Below are 16110 nucleotides of genomic sequence, written 5' to 3'. Positions count from 1 at the left end.
CTGCCATCTCGTGGTTGACTGGCGTGCGTGGCCCCGCTCCCGCCGACGTCCGACCGGGTGCCGCGGTGACGGCCGAGCCGACCGCGGCCCTCCGGCCGCGCAATCGCAAGCAGCTCATCGTCGAGGCGGCCGGTCAGGTGTTCAGCGAGCGCGGCTACCACGCGGCCTCGATGGAGGGCATCGCCGCGGCCGTCGGCATCACGGCGGCGGCGCTGTACCGGCACTTCCCGAACAAGTACGCGCTCTTCGCCGAGTGCGCGAACGTCATGGTGGACCGGCTCGTCGCCGCGGTCGACGAGGTGCCCGCCGAGGCGTCGCTGACCGACCTGCTGACCGCCGTCACCCAGGTCACCGTCACCCACCGCGCGTCGAGCGGCCTGTACCGGTGGGAGGCCAGGTACCTCGAGCGGGACGACCGCAAGGTGCTCGGCAGGAAGTTCGCGCACATCGTCGCCCGGGTCGCCGGTGTCGTGCGGCGTGAGCATCCGCTGCCCGACGAGGACCTGCGCACCGCGGCGGCGCTGGGCGCGATCGGGTCCATCACGATGCACCACACCTCGATCGCGCTGCGCCGGGTCGAGGACCTGCTGCTGACCTCGGCCCTGCGCGTGGTCGCGACCGACCCGACGGCGACCTCCGGCGGCGCGCGCCTCGTCGACCTGCCGGCCCCGCCCGTGCCGCGCACCCGGCGTTCGGAGATCCTCGCCGCCGCCATCCCGCTGTTCGAGCGCGACGGGTTCGCCACCGTCACCAACGGCCGGATCGCCGAGGCCGTGGGCATGGTCCCGTCCGCCCTCTACCGCTACTTCCCCGGCAAGGCGGACATCCTCGCGGCGGCCTGCCTGCACGCGGCGGCCCTCCTGGCCCAGGCGGTGGAGGAGAACCTGCGCGGCGTGGTGGACCCGCACGACGCCCTGGCCGCGCTGACGGCGACCTTCGTGGCCTACAGCTTCGAGCACACCGCGCTGAACAGCGTCGCCAACTCCGAGCTGGGCGGCCTGCCCGCCGCGCTGCGACGGCCGGTGGTCATCGCGCAGCGCGAGCACATCGCCGTGTGGGAGCGGCACCTGCGGCTGGCCCGTCCGGAACTCGACTCGCGCCAGGCCCGCGTGCTGGTGCACGCCGGGTTCGGCGTGGTGGTCGAGGCCGGACGCCGCCTGCGGTGGCGGGACAGCCCCGCCCACCGCGACGCCGTCGCCGCCCTGCTGCTCGGCGCGCTCGGCCTCTGACCCTCCGGCACCGCGGCTCTCTCGGTTTCTCGCCGCGCGGGTACCGCGGTGGCGTCGGTCCTGCTTCGCGGCGCGCCTGGGCTCGGTCTGTGACCCTCCGGCACCGCGGCGCTCTCGGCTTCTCGCCGCGCGGGCACCGCGGTGGCGCCGGCTTCTCCGCAGCGCGCCAGGACTCGGCCTCTGACTCCCCGGCACCGCGGAGCCGCCGCGTTCGTGGTGGCCGGTGCGGTCACTCGTGGAAGTCCACCAACCGTTCCCCGAGCCCCCGTTCCAGCGCCATCCGGTAGACGTGCCACGTCAGGGCCAGGTCGAGCCAGGGCAACCCGACGGGCGAGAACACGGTGAGGTCGGACTCGCCGCCGCGCCCCTCCCGGTCGCCCCTCAGCACTTCCCCCAGCGTCGCCGCGGTCACGTCCTCCTCGGCCCGCGCGTCGGACAGGGCCCCGTGCCTGAACGACAGGCCGCGGTCTTCGACGACCAGCACGCAGTCCGCGAGCACGTCGTCGCCGAGTTCCCGCTTGCCAGCCTCGTCGGCGCCCAGGCTGGTGACGTGCTGCCCCGCTCGCAGGTCCGACCGGCGCAGCACCGGCTCCCGCGACCACGTCGCGACGACCAGGATGTCGGCGAGCGCCGCCGCCGTCGCGGCGTCGTCCACGACGATGACCTCCTCGACGCCCGCACCGTGCTCCTCGGCGAACGCCTCCGCGGCGGCGCGGTTCACGTCCATGACGACGAGGCGTCGGATCGGTCTGCACGCGGCGAGCCCGGTGAGGGTGCTCCTCGCCTGCGCGCCCGCGCCGATGACGGCCACGCCGTCGGCACCGGGCCGGGCCAGCACGTCGGTCGCGAGCGCCGCCGCCAGCCCCGTGCGCGCCGAGGTGATGGAGACCGAGTCGGCCAGGGCCAGCAGCGCGCCGTCGTCGAGCGAGTGCAGGCAGACCACGCCGCGGATCGCGGGCGAGGCACCGGGGAACTTGGCGTTGACCTTGACGGTGTAGGCGGGGACGCCGGGCAGGAGGCCCGGCAGCAGCGCCATCGCCGTCCCCTCCGCGGGCAGGTCGGCCCGGCACCGCAGCGCCGTCGAGGCGGGGTGCTCGGCGCGGAAACAACCGCGCAGCAGGTCCAGCACCGGAACAGGCGATACCAGTTGGCCGATATCGCTGCGTCGAAGAGCGAGAACCAACTGCTGCTCCGATCGAGTGGTTCGGGCAAACAGGGCTGTGGCAATCGAGTGATTCCGACTTAAAGCGCCTGCCGAGTACCACCCGACCCTACCTCGCCCTGTCCGATCCAACCCCCCCGATTTTCGGTCGAGTGACTGCTTGACAACCCACTGTAGTGCTACTAGAAAGGTCTATGTCCGATGGAAATCGGCACGACTTGGGGGAGCCGGGGGATTTCTTCAGCCACGTATCGTGGCAGTTCTTCGCGTGACCTCCTCAGACTTTGCGACCGATATAGCCGCGGTATTCGACAGCGGCCTCTCAGTCGTGCCCTGTGAACCTTTCAGGGCATTGTTTTCCGCTACTTCGGGGGAGGTGAACAATTATGACCATCACCATCAAGCGAGTCGAGAAGCCCGAGGTCAGCAAGGTGCGTGGCGCCGTTCTCTGCGGCTGACGCACCATCCGCTCGACCGTGGTGTCCTGGCGTGGACCCCGTCCACGCCAGGACACCTGGCCACCCCACTTCAGCTTCGGCGCGGAGAACAGCAGAATGAACCTGAACAAACAGGATTTGGATTACAAACCGCAACTGCGGCACTGTACGTTCTTCGTGCCGAGCGGCGGCGGGACCACCCTCATGATCGTCGGCGACCAGCACTTCGAGATCGAGCAGCAGGGCTCGGACTTCAAGTCGTTCCTCAACCTCAAGCGCTACCTCGACGGCAGGCACACCATCGCGGAGATCTCGACCATCACCGGCGTGAGCACCGAGGACACGGTGCAGATCGTGAACGGCTTCGCGGAGCAGGGCCTGCTGCGCGACGAGTCCGCCGGGCTGGACCGGATCCCGACGCAGGCGTTCCTCGCCCAGGTGGACCGGTCGACGGCGATGTGGGCCGAGCAGATCGGCTACCACCGGCTGTGGTCGGGCCTGGAGAACCAGGACTACCGCAAGGAGGTCTTCCTGGGGCTCGTGCTGGAGACCTACCACTACATCAACTCCGCCAGCAGGCACATCTCCACCGCCATCGCGCACTGCGACGACCCGGCGTGGAAGCACCTGCTCTCCGAGTACCTCAGCGAGGAGTACAACCACGCCTGGATGGCCAGGGACTCGCTGGTCAGGATGGGTTTGACCAAGGAGGAGGTCGAGAACGCCCACCCGCTGATCGGCACGTGGTCGCTGACCAACAACCTCTGCGAGATCGCCCGCCGGGACACCCTGGGCTACCTGGCCTGCACCAAGCTGTTCGAGGCGCGCGGAACGGAGTCCCTGGACGGCGCCGCCGCGCTCCAGCGGCTCGCGATCGAGTACGGGTACCCCGACGACTGCCTCCAGCCGCTGGTCTCGCACGTCGAGGAGGACGTCAAGGCCAACCACACCGGTCTGCTGGAGGAGGCGCTGGAGGGCCGCGCCGCGATCCCCGCGGAGAGCGCGCACCGCGCGGTGAACAACCTGCACGACCTGAAGCACTCGTTCGACCAGTACAGCGACAACATCATCCTGTACTACTCGGACATCTCGAACTACATCCCGCGGTTGAAGGTCGACTACTTCAGCCTGTGACACCACGCATCGAGGCGGTCGGCCCCGGAGACCACGGGGCCGGCCGCCGTTCCACAGTCGGGACGGGGATGGGCACTCGCTTCTGGCGCGCGTTCGGCGCCTACTCCACGAACGCGGTCGGCGACGAGTTCTACGCCCTCGCGCTGCCGCTCGTGCTGCTGCAACTCGGCTACTCCGCCGCCACCACCACGTTCCTGCGCTCCGTGCTGATCGCCACGACGGTGGTCGCGGGTTTCCTGGTGGGCCACGTCGTCGACCGCCACGCGCCCGAGCTGCTGCTGACCCGCTCGTACCTCGGGTCCGCGCTGGCGCTGTGCGCCGCCCTCGTCGCGATCACCGCGGGCGTCGACGGCTACGCCGCGAGCCTGGTCGCCGCCACCGCGCTCGGGCTGCTGGCCGCCGTCTCGGCGGCGGCGATGGACGCGGGCATCCCCCGGCTGGTGCCCGCTCCCGACCGCATCCCGCGCGGGTACTCGCTGGTCGAGTCCGCCCGCACCTCCGCGACCATCGTCGGGCCGATGCTCGCCGGTCTCGTCGCGACCCTGCGCAGCGTCGTGGTCGTCATCGCCGCCAACGCGGTGTCGTTCGCCCTGGCCGCCGCCCTCTCCCGCACCCGCCGCACGACGGCGCCGCCCGCCGAGCGGCGCCAGTCCGCCCGGCAGCAGATCGCCGAGGGGCTCCGCGCGGTCGTGCGCCACCGCAGGCTGCGCCTGGGCATCGGGCTGAGCCTGCTGGTCAACATCACCCTGGGCGCCGAGCAACCGCTGTTCCTGGCCCGGCTGGTGCAGGACTTCGGGCTGTCGGTCGCCCTGACCTCGGGGATCGTCGTGATCGCCGGGGTGGTCGCCATCGTCGTCTCGCTCGGCCTCTCGCACTGGACGACCGACCTGCCCGCCCGCGGCACGATGATCACCTCGGTCTTCGTGATCGCGCTGAGCGCCGTCGGGATCGGCCTGGTGGACGTCCTCTGGGTGTCCGCGCTGCTGTACTGCCTGCTGTCGGCGGCCACGATCTGCTACAGCGTCTACTGGCGCACCTACCGGCAGGACATCGTCGACCCCGGCCTGCTGGGCAGGGTCTCGGCCACGTCGCGGAGCATCGCGTACTCGGGTGTCGTCGTCGGGACCGTCGTGGTCGGCACCCTCCAGCAACTGGGCGTGACCACCAAGACCCTCCTCACCGCGGGAGGGCTGCTGTGCACGGTCGGCGCGGTCGTCGGCGCGCTCGCGCTGGGCCGGGTCAGGGCCACCGCGGACCTCCCGAGCTGACCGGGAGGTCCGGCACGCGGGTCAGGCCGACCGCGCCGGGCTGACGACCTCCAGCGAACCCACGGAGATGACCGTCGGCACCTCGGGCAGCAGGCCGCAGGCGTGCGGCCGAGCGGGAGGGGCGGGGCGCTGGTGCACCGACACCCGCCACTCGACGACCCCTCGGTGGCGCAGCAGGACGTCCCACCCGCCCTCGCCCCGGCGGACCTGGTCGACGACCGCCACGGCGTCCTCGGCGCGATCACCCAGGTGGTCCCGCAAGGCCAGTTCGGCGGCCTGCCCCGGCTTCGTCCACGCCGACCGCCCCCGGCAGTTGTCGGTGACCACCCTCCCGAGCCGCGCTTCCGCCAGGACGTGGGCGCAGGCGGCCACGTCCATCCGCCCGTAGGAGTAGCCGGTCGGCAGGACGAGCGCGGTCGGGGCGAACCGGTGCCCGCCCAGGTGGCTCGACTCCCAGACGCCGCCGGGGTGCAGCGCGGACAGGGCCGCCGCCAGCGGTCGGCCCGTCACCGCGCAGCACACGTCGCGCCGACCGTTGGTGCACACCAGCAGCAGCGGATCGGTCGTCAGCTCGCCCACGGCGGGTTCCGCCGCCGACAGGTCCCAGTCCAGCAGCTCACGCGGGTCGGACACGGTGGCGTGGCGCAGCCAGCTCGCACCGGGCAGCGTCGAGGCGAGGTAGACGTTCCGGCCGCCGGAGGACGGCCGGTGCCTGCCCGGCCGCCTCAGCAGCACCACCCGGACCGCCGCCCCCTCGGCGCGCCGCCGGAGTTCCTCGGCGACACCGGTGTCGAGCGCGCTGTTCCGCAGGGCGTCCACGCCCCACGGCCCCGGTTGTTCCACGCACAGCCACCTGGTCGCGTGCGCACTCGTTCCCGCCATCGGTTCGGTCATTCGTCGTGCGGCTTCCGCACATCTCACAGCAGCCCCCCGGACAGTTTCCGCTGCTATGGGCTATTCATTCGCTCGTCCACCGCGACAGCCATTCGCCTCGACGTGCGCGCTGAGCGATCCGCGCGAATCCGTGAATTCGGTCATCGAGGACGACGCGGAGCGAATTCGAAGCCCCCCAGTTACCTGATCCATGGTGCTGGAAATGGCCAGGGGCGTCACGTGACTGTGATGTGCATCACTTAGGTAACCCTGGGCTATCTCTTTCGTCTGATCGAGTGCGATCGCGGTGATCTCCGGACACGCCGTGACGCTGTGGAGAACGATGCCGGGGAATTCGCGGCGGGTTGGATTGAGTACGGGTGAATCACGCTCGAAAGTTCCCCTGATCGGATCAGTCGGTTGTGCTCGGTGTTTTCCTCGTCCGTGAATCGGGCCGCTGTGAGGGGGAGTGGGCTTCGACGACGTCCGGGGAACAGGCGGGACCCTGCTCACCCGCACCACCACCGGTCCCCGGCTCGACGGTCCGGACGCGGACTGCCGCACGGCGGTCGGCGGGCGCGTCGTGCCGGTCGTCGAGACCGAGGACGTCGGGGGAACGTACGGGGAGTTCGTCGCCGACGACGAACTCGCGGCGATCCTCTACCGGCCCGACCCCCGCGTGTTCGGCGCGGCCGCCGAGGAGTCCGCGGTCCCGGCGCTCCAGGGCGGGCTGCGCGACCGCCTCGCCGCGGTCGCCGACGTCCGCGCCGAGCGGGCGCTGGTCGCGCCGTGACGGCGGGCGGGTCCAGGTGCTCGGGTGCTCGGGTGCTCGGGTGCTCCACCACGTGCGGCGCCGGTGGGCCCCGCGCGCGGTTCCTCGGGAACGTGGGTCCGCCCGCCCGCCCGGCTAGGCCCGGCGGAGGTGCGCGGGGGCGTGCTGGACGACCCGCGCGGCGAGGGCCGGGCGGTTGGACACGCGGATCTTGGTGCAGATCCGGCTGAGGTGCTGGCAGGACACCGTCCCCCGCGACAGCCCGGCCCTCGGCATGGTGCGCTACCGGCCGAACTGCGTGTTCGCCGACGGCGCCGAGCACGCCCGGTTGCGCGGCGCGATCACCACCTGCCTGGAGCGGGTCGACCACGCGGCGCTCCGGGCGAACACGGTGCGCACCGCCGACGAGCTGATCGACGGGTTCGCCGGGGCGGGCCGCGTGGACCTGCTCCTACCAGCCCGTGGTGATCAGCATGGCGGCGGCCAACACCGATCCGTCGCTGAACCCCGAACCGGTCGCACCTCGCGTTCAGCGCGGGCCCGCACGCCTGTCCCGCCCCGGAGATGGCGCGGCTGCCGGGTGCCGCGGCGGTGGAGCGGGTGCTGGACCGGCTGCCCGGACTGGGCCTGGACGGCGGCTCGGGGCCCGTCCGGTGGCGGGAGGGCCCGTTCAACCGGGGGCTGCGGGCGCTGCCCGCCCGCTTCACCCCGACGGCCGCACCGCCGACGGCGGCACCGCCGCCTGCGGCTCCGCCCCCGGTCGTGGGGACGGCGCCCGCACGGGAACCGGTCCGGTCGCGCAACCGGGTCGTCCGGTGGTGGAACGGGAGCGGTGGCCGTCCGTGCTCCGGTCGGTCGTCCTGCCCGACCGGAGCCCACGGCGGTGCCGTGATCAGCTCGACGAACCGCCGTCCGAGCCGCTGGACCCTTCCCCGTCGGTGCCGTGCATCGCCTTCACCTCCCGCCGTCGTGGTGATCGAAGTCCTCCACGACCCTGTTCCCCCGGTGGTCGCGGTCAAACCGGGGCGGTGCGCACCGTCAGGCGGTCGACCACCGGACCACGTCGGCGACGGTGGCGTTGCCGCCGCACACCACGAGCCCGAGCCGGGCGTCCGGACCGACCCGGTCGAGCACCGCGCGCGCCGCGGGCACGAGGCAGCCCGCGGCGGGTTCGGCCCACACCTTCTGCGTCTCGGCCAGCGTGATCGTGCCGCGCACGGCGTCGGCGTCGGACACCACCAGCACGTCCTCGACCAGCGCGACGGCGTGGTCGTAGGTCAGCTGCGACACGTGGGGCGCCGAGAGCGTCGAGACGATCGAGGTCGGCGTGATCTCCACGGGTCCGCCCGCGTCGAGGGCGCGGCGCATCGCGTCGGCGCCCTCGACCTCGACGCCCCACACCCGCACGCCGGGCACGAGCGCGTGGAACGCGGTCGCGACGCCCGAGACGAGCCCGCCGCCGCCGATGCTCACCAGCACGTCGGTGAGGTGCGGCGCGTCGGTGGCGAACTCCAGGCCGACGGTGCCCTGCGCGGCGACCACCACCAGGTCGTCGTAGGGGTGCACGAGGGTCGCTCCCGCCGCCACCAGGTCGTTCAGCAGCGCGAACGCCGACGGCAGGTCGTCGGTGAGCCGCACGTCCGCACCGCTGGCGCGGGCGAGGTCCACCGAGCGGGCGGGAGCCGAGGAGGGCATCACGACGGTGGCGGCCACGCCCAGCTCGCGCGCGGCGTCGGCCAGCGCGATCCCGTGGTTGCCGCCGCTGACCCCGACCACGCCCGCGGCCCGTGCCGGTTCGGACAGGGAGAGGACCTTCGCGAACGCGCCGCGCGCCTTGAACGACCCGGTGCGCTGCACCAGTTCGAGCTTCACCGTCGTCGGGACGCCCAGCAGCGCGGAGAGCCCCGGCGAGGCGAGCGTCGGCGTGCGCAGCACCCGTCCGTCGAGCACCCGCGCCGCGGCCCGCACGTCGTCGATGGTCACCAGTTCAGCCATGCCACCACAGTAGAGCCGCGCGGACCGCGCACCGCCGTTGCCGGGCCCGCACGGGTGTCGCGCCGTCCCGGCGGGTGGTCAGCGGTCCCGGCCGAGCAGGTCCGGGTGGTCCTTGAGCCGGCGCCGCGACGTCACGCCGAGCTTGCGGAAGATCTCGCGCAGGTGCGCGTCGACCGTGCGCTTGCTGATGAACAGCTCGGCGGCCACCTCGTTGGAGGTGGCGCCGGAGGCCACCAGCCGGGCGACGGCCAGCTGCTGCATCGTCAGGTCCTCGTAGGCGGGCGCCGATCGGTGCCCGACCCGCTGCCCGGCGGCGCGCAGCTCGTCGGCGGCGCGGCGGGCGAACGCCTCGGCCCCCGCCGCCGACAGCAGGTCGTGGGCGGCGCGCAGCTGCTCCACGGCGTCGGCGCGGCGGTCCTCCCGCCGCAGCCACTCTCCGTACAGCAGGTGCGCCCGGCCCAGGTACGGGCGGAGGGAACCCTCCGCGAGGCACTCGACGGCTTCGCGGTAGTCGTCCTCGACGCCGGTCACGAGACCCCGCGAGTACGCCGCGACCCCCCGGCCGAGCGTGGTCCCCGCGGCGCGCGTGCGTTCGGTCAACGACTCCAGCGCCCGCGCGGCCACGGCGGGTTCGTGGCACTTCACGGCGGCCTCGACGAGTTCGGGCAGTGCCGCCCCGGTGAGGAAGAGGTCGCCGTGCTCCGTCGCCGCGCGGGCCGCGGTCAGCGCGGCGGGGTGGTCGGCCAACCCGTTGTGCAGCAGGGCCGCGGTCCAGTGCAGGTTGGTCACCTGTCCCGCCCCGGCCGTGGTGGCGGCCCGGAACAGGGCGAGCGCCTCCTCGCGGCGGCCCCGCAGGGCGGCCAGGTGCAGCCGGTGGTAGAGCAGCGGGGGTTCGCCCGCCGCGTCGGCGACGGCCTCCTCCTCGGCGGTCGCGGCCAGCGCCGCCGCGAGGTCACCGGTGAGGGTGGCGGCGGTCGCCCGCTGGGCGTAGGCGAGTCTCAGCAGCAACGGCGAACCCGACTCGCGCCCGGCCTTCACCAGCCACTCGGCGATGGCGGAGCAGGTGTCGACGTCCCACAGCTCGACGCTGATCATCGAGGCGAGCGCGGGGCGCCTGCTCCACAGCGGACCGCCCTCGGCGTGCAGCGCGTCGCGCAGCACCGGCAGCGCGTCGTGGTGACCGCGCTCCACCAGCGTGATCAGCGCGTCGAGGAGGTCGGGGGAACTCGGCGCGGGCGCCGCGGCCCGTGCCGCTTCGAGGACCTCGTCGACGACGCCGCCCGCGCGACCGACGACCAGGCTCATCTCCAGCGCGTCGAGGAAGCAGTCCCGTGCCCGGTCGGGGTCCACCGCCGCCAGCCGCCGGGCCGCGCTCACCGTCAGCGCCGGGCCGCCGCCGTCACCGGGGCGGGTGAAGGCGATCCGGCCCCGCAGCAGGTCGACGCGGGCGCGCCGGACCTCGTCCAGCCCGGCGGTGTCGAGGGTCGCGAGGAGGTCCGCCGCGCGTTCGGCGGCGCCCGCCTCGATCCCGGCCTCCGCCGCGGCCAGCGTCCGCTCGACCCGGCGGTGCGGGTCCAGCGACAGCGCGACCGAGCGTTCGAGGAACGCGGCCGCCGCCGCGACACCGCCGCGCGACCGGGCCCGTGACGCGCAGCGCTCCAGGTCGACCGCGACGTCCTCGTCCGGGCCCGCACCGGCCTGTGCTCGGTGCCACGCCCGCCGGTCCGGGGCCGTGAGGGGGTCGGTGGCGTCGGCCAGCGCCCCGTGGGCCGCACGGCGCACGGCGTCCGCCGCGGCGCGGTAGACCGCCGAGCGCGCCAGCGGGTGGCAGAAGCGGACGCGCGTCGCGAACTCGACCAGCCCGGTGGCCATCGCGTCGGCGCTCGCCACCCGCACGTCGACGCCCAGCGCGGCGGCGGCCGTCCACAGCAGACCGGGGTCGCCGAGCGGGTCGGCGCCCGCGACGGTCAGCAGCAGCCGCGCGTCGGCGGGCACACCGGCCAGCCGCGCCCGGAAGCCGTCCTCGATCCGGGACGGCACCGACGACGCCGCGGGCGGCTGGAAACCGCCCGCCCTCGGCAGTTCGAGCAGGGCGAGCGGATTGCCGTTCGCCTCGGCGACGAGCCGGTCGCGCACCCGGTCGTCGAGCGGGAACGGGTTCCGGGCGGCCAGCAGCGCCTTGGCGTCCGCGTCGCCCAACCCGGTGACGACCACCGACGGCAGCTCGGACAGGCCGTCCACTTCGGACGGTGAGCGGAGGGCGAGCACCACGGCGACGGGGTCGGCCGCGACGCGGCGGGCGAGGAACGCCATCGCCTGCGACGACGCCGCGTCCAGCCACTGGGCGTCGTCGACCGCGCACAGCACCGGCCGTTCCCCGCTCACCGCCGTGAGGAGGTCCAGGACCGCCAGGCCGACCTGGAAGGGTTCGGGCGTCCCGCCCGCCAGGCCGAACGCGATCCGCAACGCCTCCCGCCGCCGGTCCGGCAGGTCGGTGAGGCGGTCGAGGACCGGCGCGCACAGCTGGTGCAGGGCGGAGTACGGCAGTTCCTGCTCGAACTCGGCACCGGAGGCGCGCAGCACCCGGAAGTCGGGGGCCGCCCGCACCGCGTGGGCCAGCAGCGCGCTCTTGCCGATGCCCGCCTCGCCGTCGAGGACGAGCGAACCACCCCGGCCTGCCCGCGCGGCGTCGACGACCTCGGCGACCCGGCGCTCCTCGCGGTGCCTGCCGACCAGCGGCAGGTCGGTGTCGCGCCCGAACATCAGCGGGCGGCCGGTCCGGCGGGGCTGGTCACGTGGCGGACCCTACCGCCCGCACCGGGTGGGTCGGTGCGGGCGCGGGCGTCAGCCGGTGGTCGCCGGTTCCCGTTCGGCGAGGGTGGCGAGGGTGCGCTGGATGATGAAGTACTCGGCGACGAGGACGTTGCCGAGCAGGGACATCCAGGCGCTGACGGTGTAGACGTCCTCGTACTCCAACCACGTCACCGAGTTCATCAGCGCGATGAGCGGAAGCTGGTAGAGCCGCAGGGTCACCGCGGCGAACGTGAGCGCGTAGTTGCGCACCATCCAGATCCGGTGCAGCCGCACCTCGCGCCGCCGGATCGCGCGGTAGGCCTTCGCCGCGGTGTACAGCCACGCCACGATCAGCACGAAGAACGCGACCTGCAACGGGAAACCGCTCTTCGTGACCACCGACGAGTACACCGCGACCAGCGCGGCCACCACGACCGAGACCAGGTAGACCCGGCCCATCACCCGGTGCGGCCCTGGGAAGCGGGCCCGCAGCTTCGGCACGAACTGCCACGGACCGATGACCAGCGCGAGGCCCGCGGGCACCGCGTGGATCACCAGGCTCGTGTAGTAGCCCGGCGTGATCCGGTCGAGGTTCGGCACGGTGGTGCCCCCGACGAGGTACGGCGGCACGAAGACCCCCGCCGTGGCGAGCGCCAGCACGGCGAGCAGTCCCCACAGGAACCACCACCAGCGCCTGCGGACGGTTCGTGACACGGCTGCGGTGGACATGCGCTACTCCTACTTCCCGCACGGGAACGATCGACGAGCCGTCGGACCGACACGCGCGGGCCGACACGGCAGGGGTGGTTTCGGGCCTGATCCTGGACCCGGTCCACCACCTGCCGCGTCGGCGTGAAGTGCCTAGTTCGGGAGCGCCCGCGCGGGATAGGCACGTGCGCGACCGGTCACCTGCGCGGCTCCCAGCGGAACAGGCGGGCGGCGAGGGTGGCGGCCACGACGACCCAGGCCAGCGTCGGGGCCAGCAGGAGCAGCGAGTCGGTCACCGCGACCCCGCCGTTCCAGGCGTTCACGACCAGCTCGGTCGCGGACCCTCCGGGCAGCAGCCGCTTGAGCAGCGTGAAGTCCTCGGTTCCGCTGATCCCCACCCAGCTCGCGACGGCGACGACGCCGAGGCAGACGGGCAGCGTCGTGACCTGCGCGTGCTCGGGGGAGTTGGTCAGCCCGGCCGTGGCCAGCCCGAGGCCGACCATCATCACCGCGGTCGCGAGCACCGCGGCCACCAGGAGCGGGACGTTGTCCGGTGCCGTCGTGACCGCGGCGAGCACCGCCATGATCGCGGTCACCTGGACGAGCGCGATCACGACGACCGGCAGCACGAGCCCGGTCAGGATCTCCGCGTCGCCCGCGGCGGTGGAGCGCAGCCGCTTGAGGAACAGGTTCTGCCGCCGCGCGGCGAGCGTGGTCACCGAGCTGGCGTAGAGGCCGAACGCGCAGACCGTGAACATCACGATCGCTGCGATGTAGCCCAGGCTGCCGATCTCGGCGAAGACGTCGTGCTGGTGGATGAAGAACGCGCTGACCGCGATGGGCATCACGAAGCTGGTGATCAGCACCGACCGGTTGCGGAAGATCTGGGCCAGCTCGCTGAGGGCGATCGGGAGCATGGTGGGGTCCTTTCGGGACGGCAGGGGGGTCAGGAGTCGCCGATGGCGCGGAACACGTCGTCGAGGCGGGTCGGCCCGGCCTCCAGCTCCCGCAGTTCCAGGCCGTGGTCCTCGGCCCAGCTCAGCAGCACGTGCATGTCCTTCTGCAACCCGAAGGTCTCGACGAGGTACCGGTCGTCGCCCTCCCGCGCGGCCCGGAGCGGCGGCTCGGGCGCGGGTGTCGGCAGGCTGAAGCGGATCACCGACGGCAGCGTCCTGGTCAGCTCGGCGACCGTGCCCTCCCGGTGCAGGGTGCCGCGGTGCATGAGCCCGATGCGGTCGGCGTGCTGCTGCGCCTCCTCCAGGTAGTGCGTCGTGAGCACGACCGTGGTGCCGTTCTCCCGCATCCGGTCCACAGCGGACCACAGGGCGTCGCGGGACTGGATGTCGAGCCCGGTGGTCGGCTCGTCGAGGAAGATCAGCTCGGGCGTGCCGTACACGGCGGTGGCGAAGTCGAGCCGCCGCTTCTCACCCCCGGAGAGCTGCGCCACCTTCGTGCCTGCCTTGCGGGTGAGGTCCACGACGTCGAGCACGCGGTCGACGCTGTCCGCGCGCCGGGTCAGCGTCCCGATGAGCCGGACCGACTCCGCGACCGTCAGGTCCGGGGTGAACCCGCTGTCCTGGAGCATGATGCCCATCCGGGGCCGCACGGCCGCGCGGTCGCCGGGGCTCTGCCCGAAGACCCGCACCGCACCGGAGGTGGCGGTGCGGTGCCCCTCGACGGTCTCCAGGGTGGACGTCTTGCCCGCCCCGTTCGTGCCGAGCAGCGCGTACAGCTCACCGCGCAGGACGTGGAAGGACAGGTCCTCCACGGCGTGGAAGTCGCCGTAGTGGACGTTCAACCGCTCGACTTCGATGACTGGTGTGGTCGACATGCCGATGATCCCACCGGTCGCGGCGCTCGGCCGGCAGTGCCACCACGTCACCACCTGGCGGTGACATTCCGCCCGTCGAAGGTGTGACGTGGTGTCACTGGTGCGCCCACCCGACCGACTCGATACTGGAGCGCGACCACCACCCCGTCCCGGAGAGGCCACAGTGGACACCACACCGCCACGCCCGCAGCGCGTGGTGTCCGAGCGCGCCGCGACGGCGCGCGTCCGGATGCGCAGCCTGAACATCACCACGCAGCTCGCGGTGATCGTCCCGGTCGGGGCGATGCTGATCGCGTTCGACTCCAGCACCTGGTGGGAGGCGGCCGTGCTGCTCGTCGGCGTGGTCGCGGCCATGGTCTCGGTCGTGCGGTGGGCGCAGGACACCATCTCCGCCGTGGCCCTGCCGTGCCTGGGGGTCAGCGCGGCCGTGTGGGTGTTCGGCGTGCTGGTCGCCGAGAGCCCCACCGCGTTCTACAGCATCACGATCGTCGGTCCGCTCATCGTGCCGCAGCTGCCGCGGCACCGGATCGCGGCCGCCGCGGGGCTGAGCGCGTTCGTCGGCGTCGTGGGCGCGGCGAGGCTGCTGGTGTCCGACGGGGACGCGGGCCCGACGCTCTTCCAGTACTCGCTCGTCCCGACCGGCGTCACCGTGTTCACGCTCGGGTTCATGTTCGCCAACCAGGCGTTCTACAACCTCATGGCGGAGCTGGAGGAGGCGCGCGAGCACGAGGCGGAGCTGGCCGTCGCACGGGAGCGGATCCGGTTCGCGAGCGACCTGCACGACATCCAGGGCCACACGCTGCACGTGGTGAAGCTCAAGACCGCGCTGGCCGAGAAGCTGGTGCGGGCCGACGCCACCCGCGCGGAGGAGGAGCTGCGCGAGATCCACGCCCTGGTCGGCGACACGATCAAGCAGACCAAGGAGCTCGCGTACGCGCAGCGGCGGCTCAACCTCGCGGGGGAGCTGGAGAACGCGAAGAACCTGTTCGAGGCCGCGGGCATCCGCGTGCGGATCGTCCGGGAGGCCGAGGTGACCGGGCCCGCGGGCGAACTGCTCGGCCAGGTCCTCCGCGAGACCACGACCAACATCCTCCGGCACGCGCAGGCCGAGCAGGTGCGGATCACGCTGTCGGCCTCCGGCATCACGATCGTCAACGACGGCGCGCGGGGCCAGACCCCGCCGGAGCTGCGCGGGCTGTCCACGCTCAGGGACCGGCTGGCCGGTGAGGGAGGAGAACTGACGGTGGTGCGGGCGGACGGGGAGTTCGTCACGGCGGCGGCCTTCCCGTCGGGGGTGGCGAGGTGACCACCGTGGTGCTGGCCGACGACGAGGCCCTGCTGCGCAAGGCGCTGGCCGCCCTGCTGCCGATGGAGGGGGACGTCACCGTGCTCGCCGAGGCCGAGGACGGTGAGCAGGCCGTCGCGGCCACGCTCGAACACCGGCCGGACGTCCTCGTGATCGACCTGGAGATGCCCACCGTGGACGGGCTCGGCGCGGTCGCGGAGATCCGGCGGGTGCTGCCGGACCAGGTGATCCTCATGCTGACCCGGCACGCGCGCCCCGGCGTGCTGCGCAAGGCGCTCAAGCTCGGCGTGCAGGGGTTCGTCAGCAAGGCCGCGGAACCGGCCCACATCACGTGGGTCATCGCCGTGCTGCACAGCGGCCGGAGGTGGATCGACCCGGACGTGTCCGCGCTCGCGGTGGTCGACGACTGCCCGCTGACCGACCGCGAGGTCGACGTGCTGCGCGCGACCACGCAGGGGTACTCGGTCGCCGACATCGCCGGGCAGCTCCACCTCGCGGAGGGCACCGTCCGCAACTACCTGTCGAACGCCATGCAGAAGACGCAGACCAGGACCAGGCACGAAGCCGCCCGGTACGCACGAGAGCACGACTGGCTCTAGAGG

At 73.0% G+C, this 16110-nt stretch carries 14 protein-coding genes; 6 read left to right on the top strand and 8 right to left on the bottom strand.

Annotation, left to right across the window (positions count from 1 at the left end; genetic code table 11):
- Window positions 1–65: 65 nt before the first annotated feature.
- Window positions 66–1229, top strand: a complete 1164-nt coding sequence (locus VFZ92_RS28250) for a TetR/AcrR family transcriptional regulator (RefSeq protein WP_330879094.1) — start codon at window positions 66–68, stop codon at window positions 1227–1229.
- A gap of 229 nt (window positions 1230–1458) precedes the next feature.
- Here the strand turns inward: VFZ92_RS28250 and VFZ92_RS28245 are convergent, their stop codons facing one another.
- Window positions 1459–2358, bottom strand: a complete 900-nt coding sequence (locus tag VFZ92_RS28245; RefSeq protein ID WP_330879092.1) for a hypothetical protein — start codon at window positions 2356–2358, stop codon at window positions 1459–1461.
- A 587-nt stretch (window positions 2359–2945) separates the two neighbouring features.
- Here VFZ92_RS28245 and VFZ92_RS28240 point away from each other — a divergent pair.
- Entirely contained in the window at window positions 2946–3962 is a 1017-nt protein-coding gene (locus VFZ92_RS28240; RefSeq protein WP_330879091.1) for an iron-containing redox enzyme family protein, read from the top strand.
- A gap of 68 nt (window positions 3963–4030) precedes the next feature.
- Window positions 4031–5230, top strand: coding sequence for an MFS transporter (locus VFZ92_RS28235; protein WP_330879090.1), 1200 nt, complete (start codon window positions 4031–4033; stop codon window positions 5228–5230).
- 21 nt (window positions 5231–5251) lie between these two features.
- Here VFZ92_RS28235 and VFZ92_RS28230 read toward each other — a convergent pair whose 3' ends face one another.
- Complete coding sequence (locus tag VFZ92_RS28230; protein WP_414720037.1) at window positions 5252–6181, bottom strand: sucrase ferredoxin; 930 nt, start codon at window positions 6179–6181, stop codon at window positions 5252–5254.
- 391 nt (window positions 6182–6572) lie between these two features.
- Here VFZ92_RS28230 and VFZ92_RS28225 point away from each other — a divergent pair, with 391 nt between their 5' ends.
- Window positions 6573–6896, top strand: coding sequence for a hypothetical protein (locus tag VFZ92_RS28225; protein WP_330879088.1), 324 nt, complete (start codon window positions 6573–6575; stop codon window positions 6894–6896).
- Between the two features lie 114 nt (window positions 6897–7010).
- Here VFZ92_RS28225 and VFZ92_RS28220 read toward each other — a convergent pair whose 3' ends face one another.
- The 6 genes from VFZ92_RS28220 to VFZ92_RS28195 form a co-directional block, all read right to left on the bottom strand.
- Window positions 7011–7151: a hypothetical protein gene (locus VFZ92_RS28220; RefSeq protein ID WP_330879087.1), complete on the bottom strand. Its 141-nt coding sequence runs from the start codon at window positions 7149–7151 to the stop codon at window positions 7011–7013.
- 762 nt (window positions 7152–7913) lie between these two features.
- A complete protein-coding gene (locus tag VFZ92_RS28215) occupies window positions 7914–8870 on the bottom strand; it encodes a threonine/serine dehydratase (RefSeq protein WP_330879086.1) in 957 nt (318 codons plus the stop codon).
- Window positions 8871–8948: 78 nt separating this feature from the next.
- Window positions 8949–11633, bottom strand: coding sequence for a LuxR family transcriptional regulator (locus tag VFZ92_RS28210; protein ID WP_330879085.1), 2685 nt, complete (start codon window positions 11631–11633; stop codon window positions 8949–8951).
- 81 nt (window positions 11634–11714) lie between these two features.
- Window positions 11715–12392 (bottom strand): DUF2306 domain-containing protein, encoded by a 678-nt coding sequence (locus VFZ92_RS28205; protein ID WP_330879084.1) that lies wholly within the window; start codon window positions 12390–12392, stop codon window positions 11715–11717.
- A gap of 176 nt (window positions 12393–12568) precedes the next feature.
- Complete coding sequence (locus VFZ92_RS28200; RefSeq protein ID WP_330879083.1) at window positions 12569–13288, bottom strand: ABC transporter permease; 720 nt, start codon at window positions 13286–13288, stop codon at window positions 12569–12571.
- Window positions 13289–13317: 29 nt separating this feature from the next.
- Window positions 13318–14202 carry an ABC transporter ATP-binding protein gene (locus VFZ92_RS28195; RefSeq protein WP_330879082.1) on the bottom strand — a complete coding sequence of 295 codons (885 nt, stop codon included), beginning with the start codon at window positions 14200–14202 and terminating at the stop codon, window positions 13318–13320.
- A 229-nt stretch (window positions 14203–14431) separates the two neighbouring features.
- Between VFZ92_RS28195 and VFZ92_RS28190 the strand changes: the two genes are divergently transcribed.
- Window positions 14432–15508, top strand: coding sequence for a sensor histidine kinase (locus VFZ92_RS28190; RefSeq protein ID WP_330879093.1), 1077 nt, complete (start codon window positions 14432–14434; stop codon window positions 15506–15508).
- A complete protein-coding gene (locus tag VFZ92_RS28185) occupies window positions 15505–16107 on the top strand; it encodes a response regulator transcription factor (protein ID WP_330879081.1) in 603 nt (200 codons plus the stop codon). Before VFZ92_RS28190 ends, VFZ92_RS28185 begins: the two co-directional genes overlap by 4 nt.
- The last annotated feature ends 3 nt before the right edge of the window (window positions 16108–16110 follow it).

This window comes from Umezawaea sp. (assembly GCF_036375055.1).
In the GTDB taxonomy this organism is placed as follows: Bacteria; Actinomycetota; Actinomycetes; order Mycobacteriales; family Pseudonocardiaceae; genus Umezawaea.
Note: the sequence above shows the minus strand (reverse complement) of the source record. Positions and strands in the feature narration are given on the sequence as shown.

Coding starts and splice junctions, on each gene's coding strand:
- VFZ92_RS28240 (WP_330879091.1), top strand. CDS start 2,946: ATGAACCTGAACAAACAGGATTTGGATTACAAACCGCAACTGCGGCAC.
- VFZ92_RS28235 (WP_330879090.1), top strand. CDS start 4,031: ATGGGCACTCGCTTCTGGCGCGCGTTCGGCGCCTACTCCACGAACGCG.
- VFZ92_RS28220 (WP_330879087.1), bottom strand. CDS start 7,151: ATGCCGAGGGCCGGGCTGTCGCGGGGGACGGTGTCCTGCCAGCACCTC.
- VFZ92_RS28215 (WP_330879086.1), bottom strand. CDS start 8,870: ATGGCTGAACTGGTGACCATCGACGACGTGCGGGCCGCGGCGCGGGTG.
- VFZ92_RS28210 (WP_330879085.1), bottom strand. CDS start 11,633: ATGTTCGGGCGCGACACCGACCTGCCGCTGGTCGGCAGGCACCGCGAG.
- VFZ92_RS28205 (WP_330879084.1), bottom strand. CDS start 12,392: ATGTCCACCGCAGCCGTGTCACGAACCGTCCGCAGGCGCTGGTGGTGG.
- VFZ92_RS28200 (WP_330879083.1), bottom strand. CDS start 13,288: ATGCTCCCGATCGCCCTCAGCGAGCTGGCCCAGATCTTCCGCAACCGG.
- VFZ92_RS28195 (WP_330879082.1), bottom strand. CDS start 14,202: ATGTCGACCACACCAGTCATCGAAGTCGAGCGGTTGAACGTCCACTAC.
- VFZ92_RS28190 (WP_330879093.1), top strand. CDS start 14,432: ATGCGCAGCCTGAACATCACCACGCAGCTCGCGGTGATCGTCCCGGTC.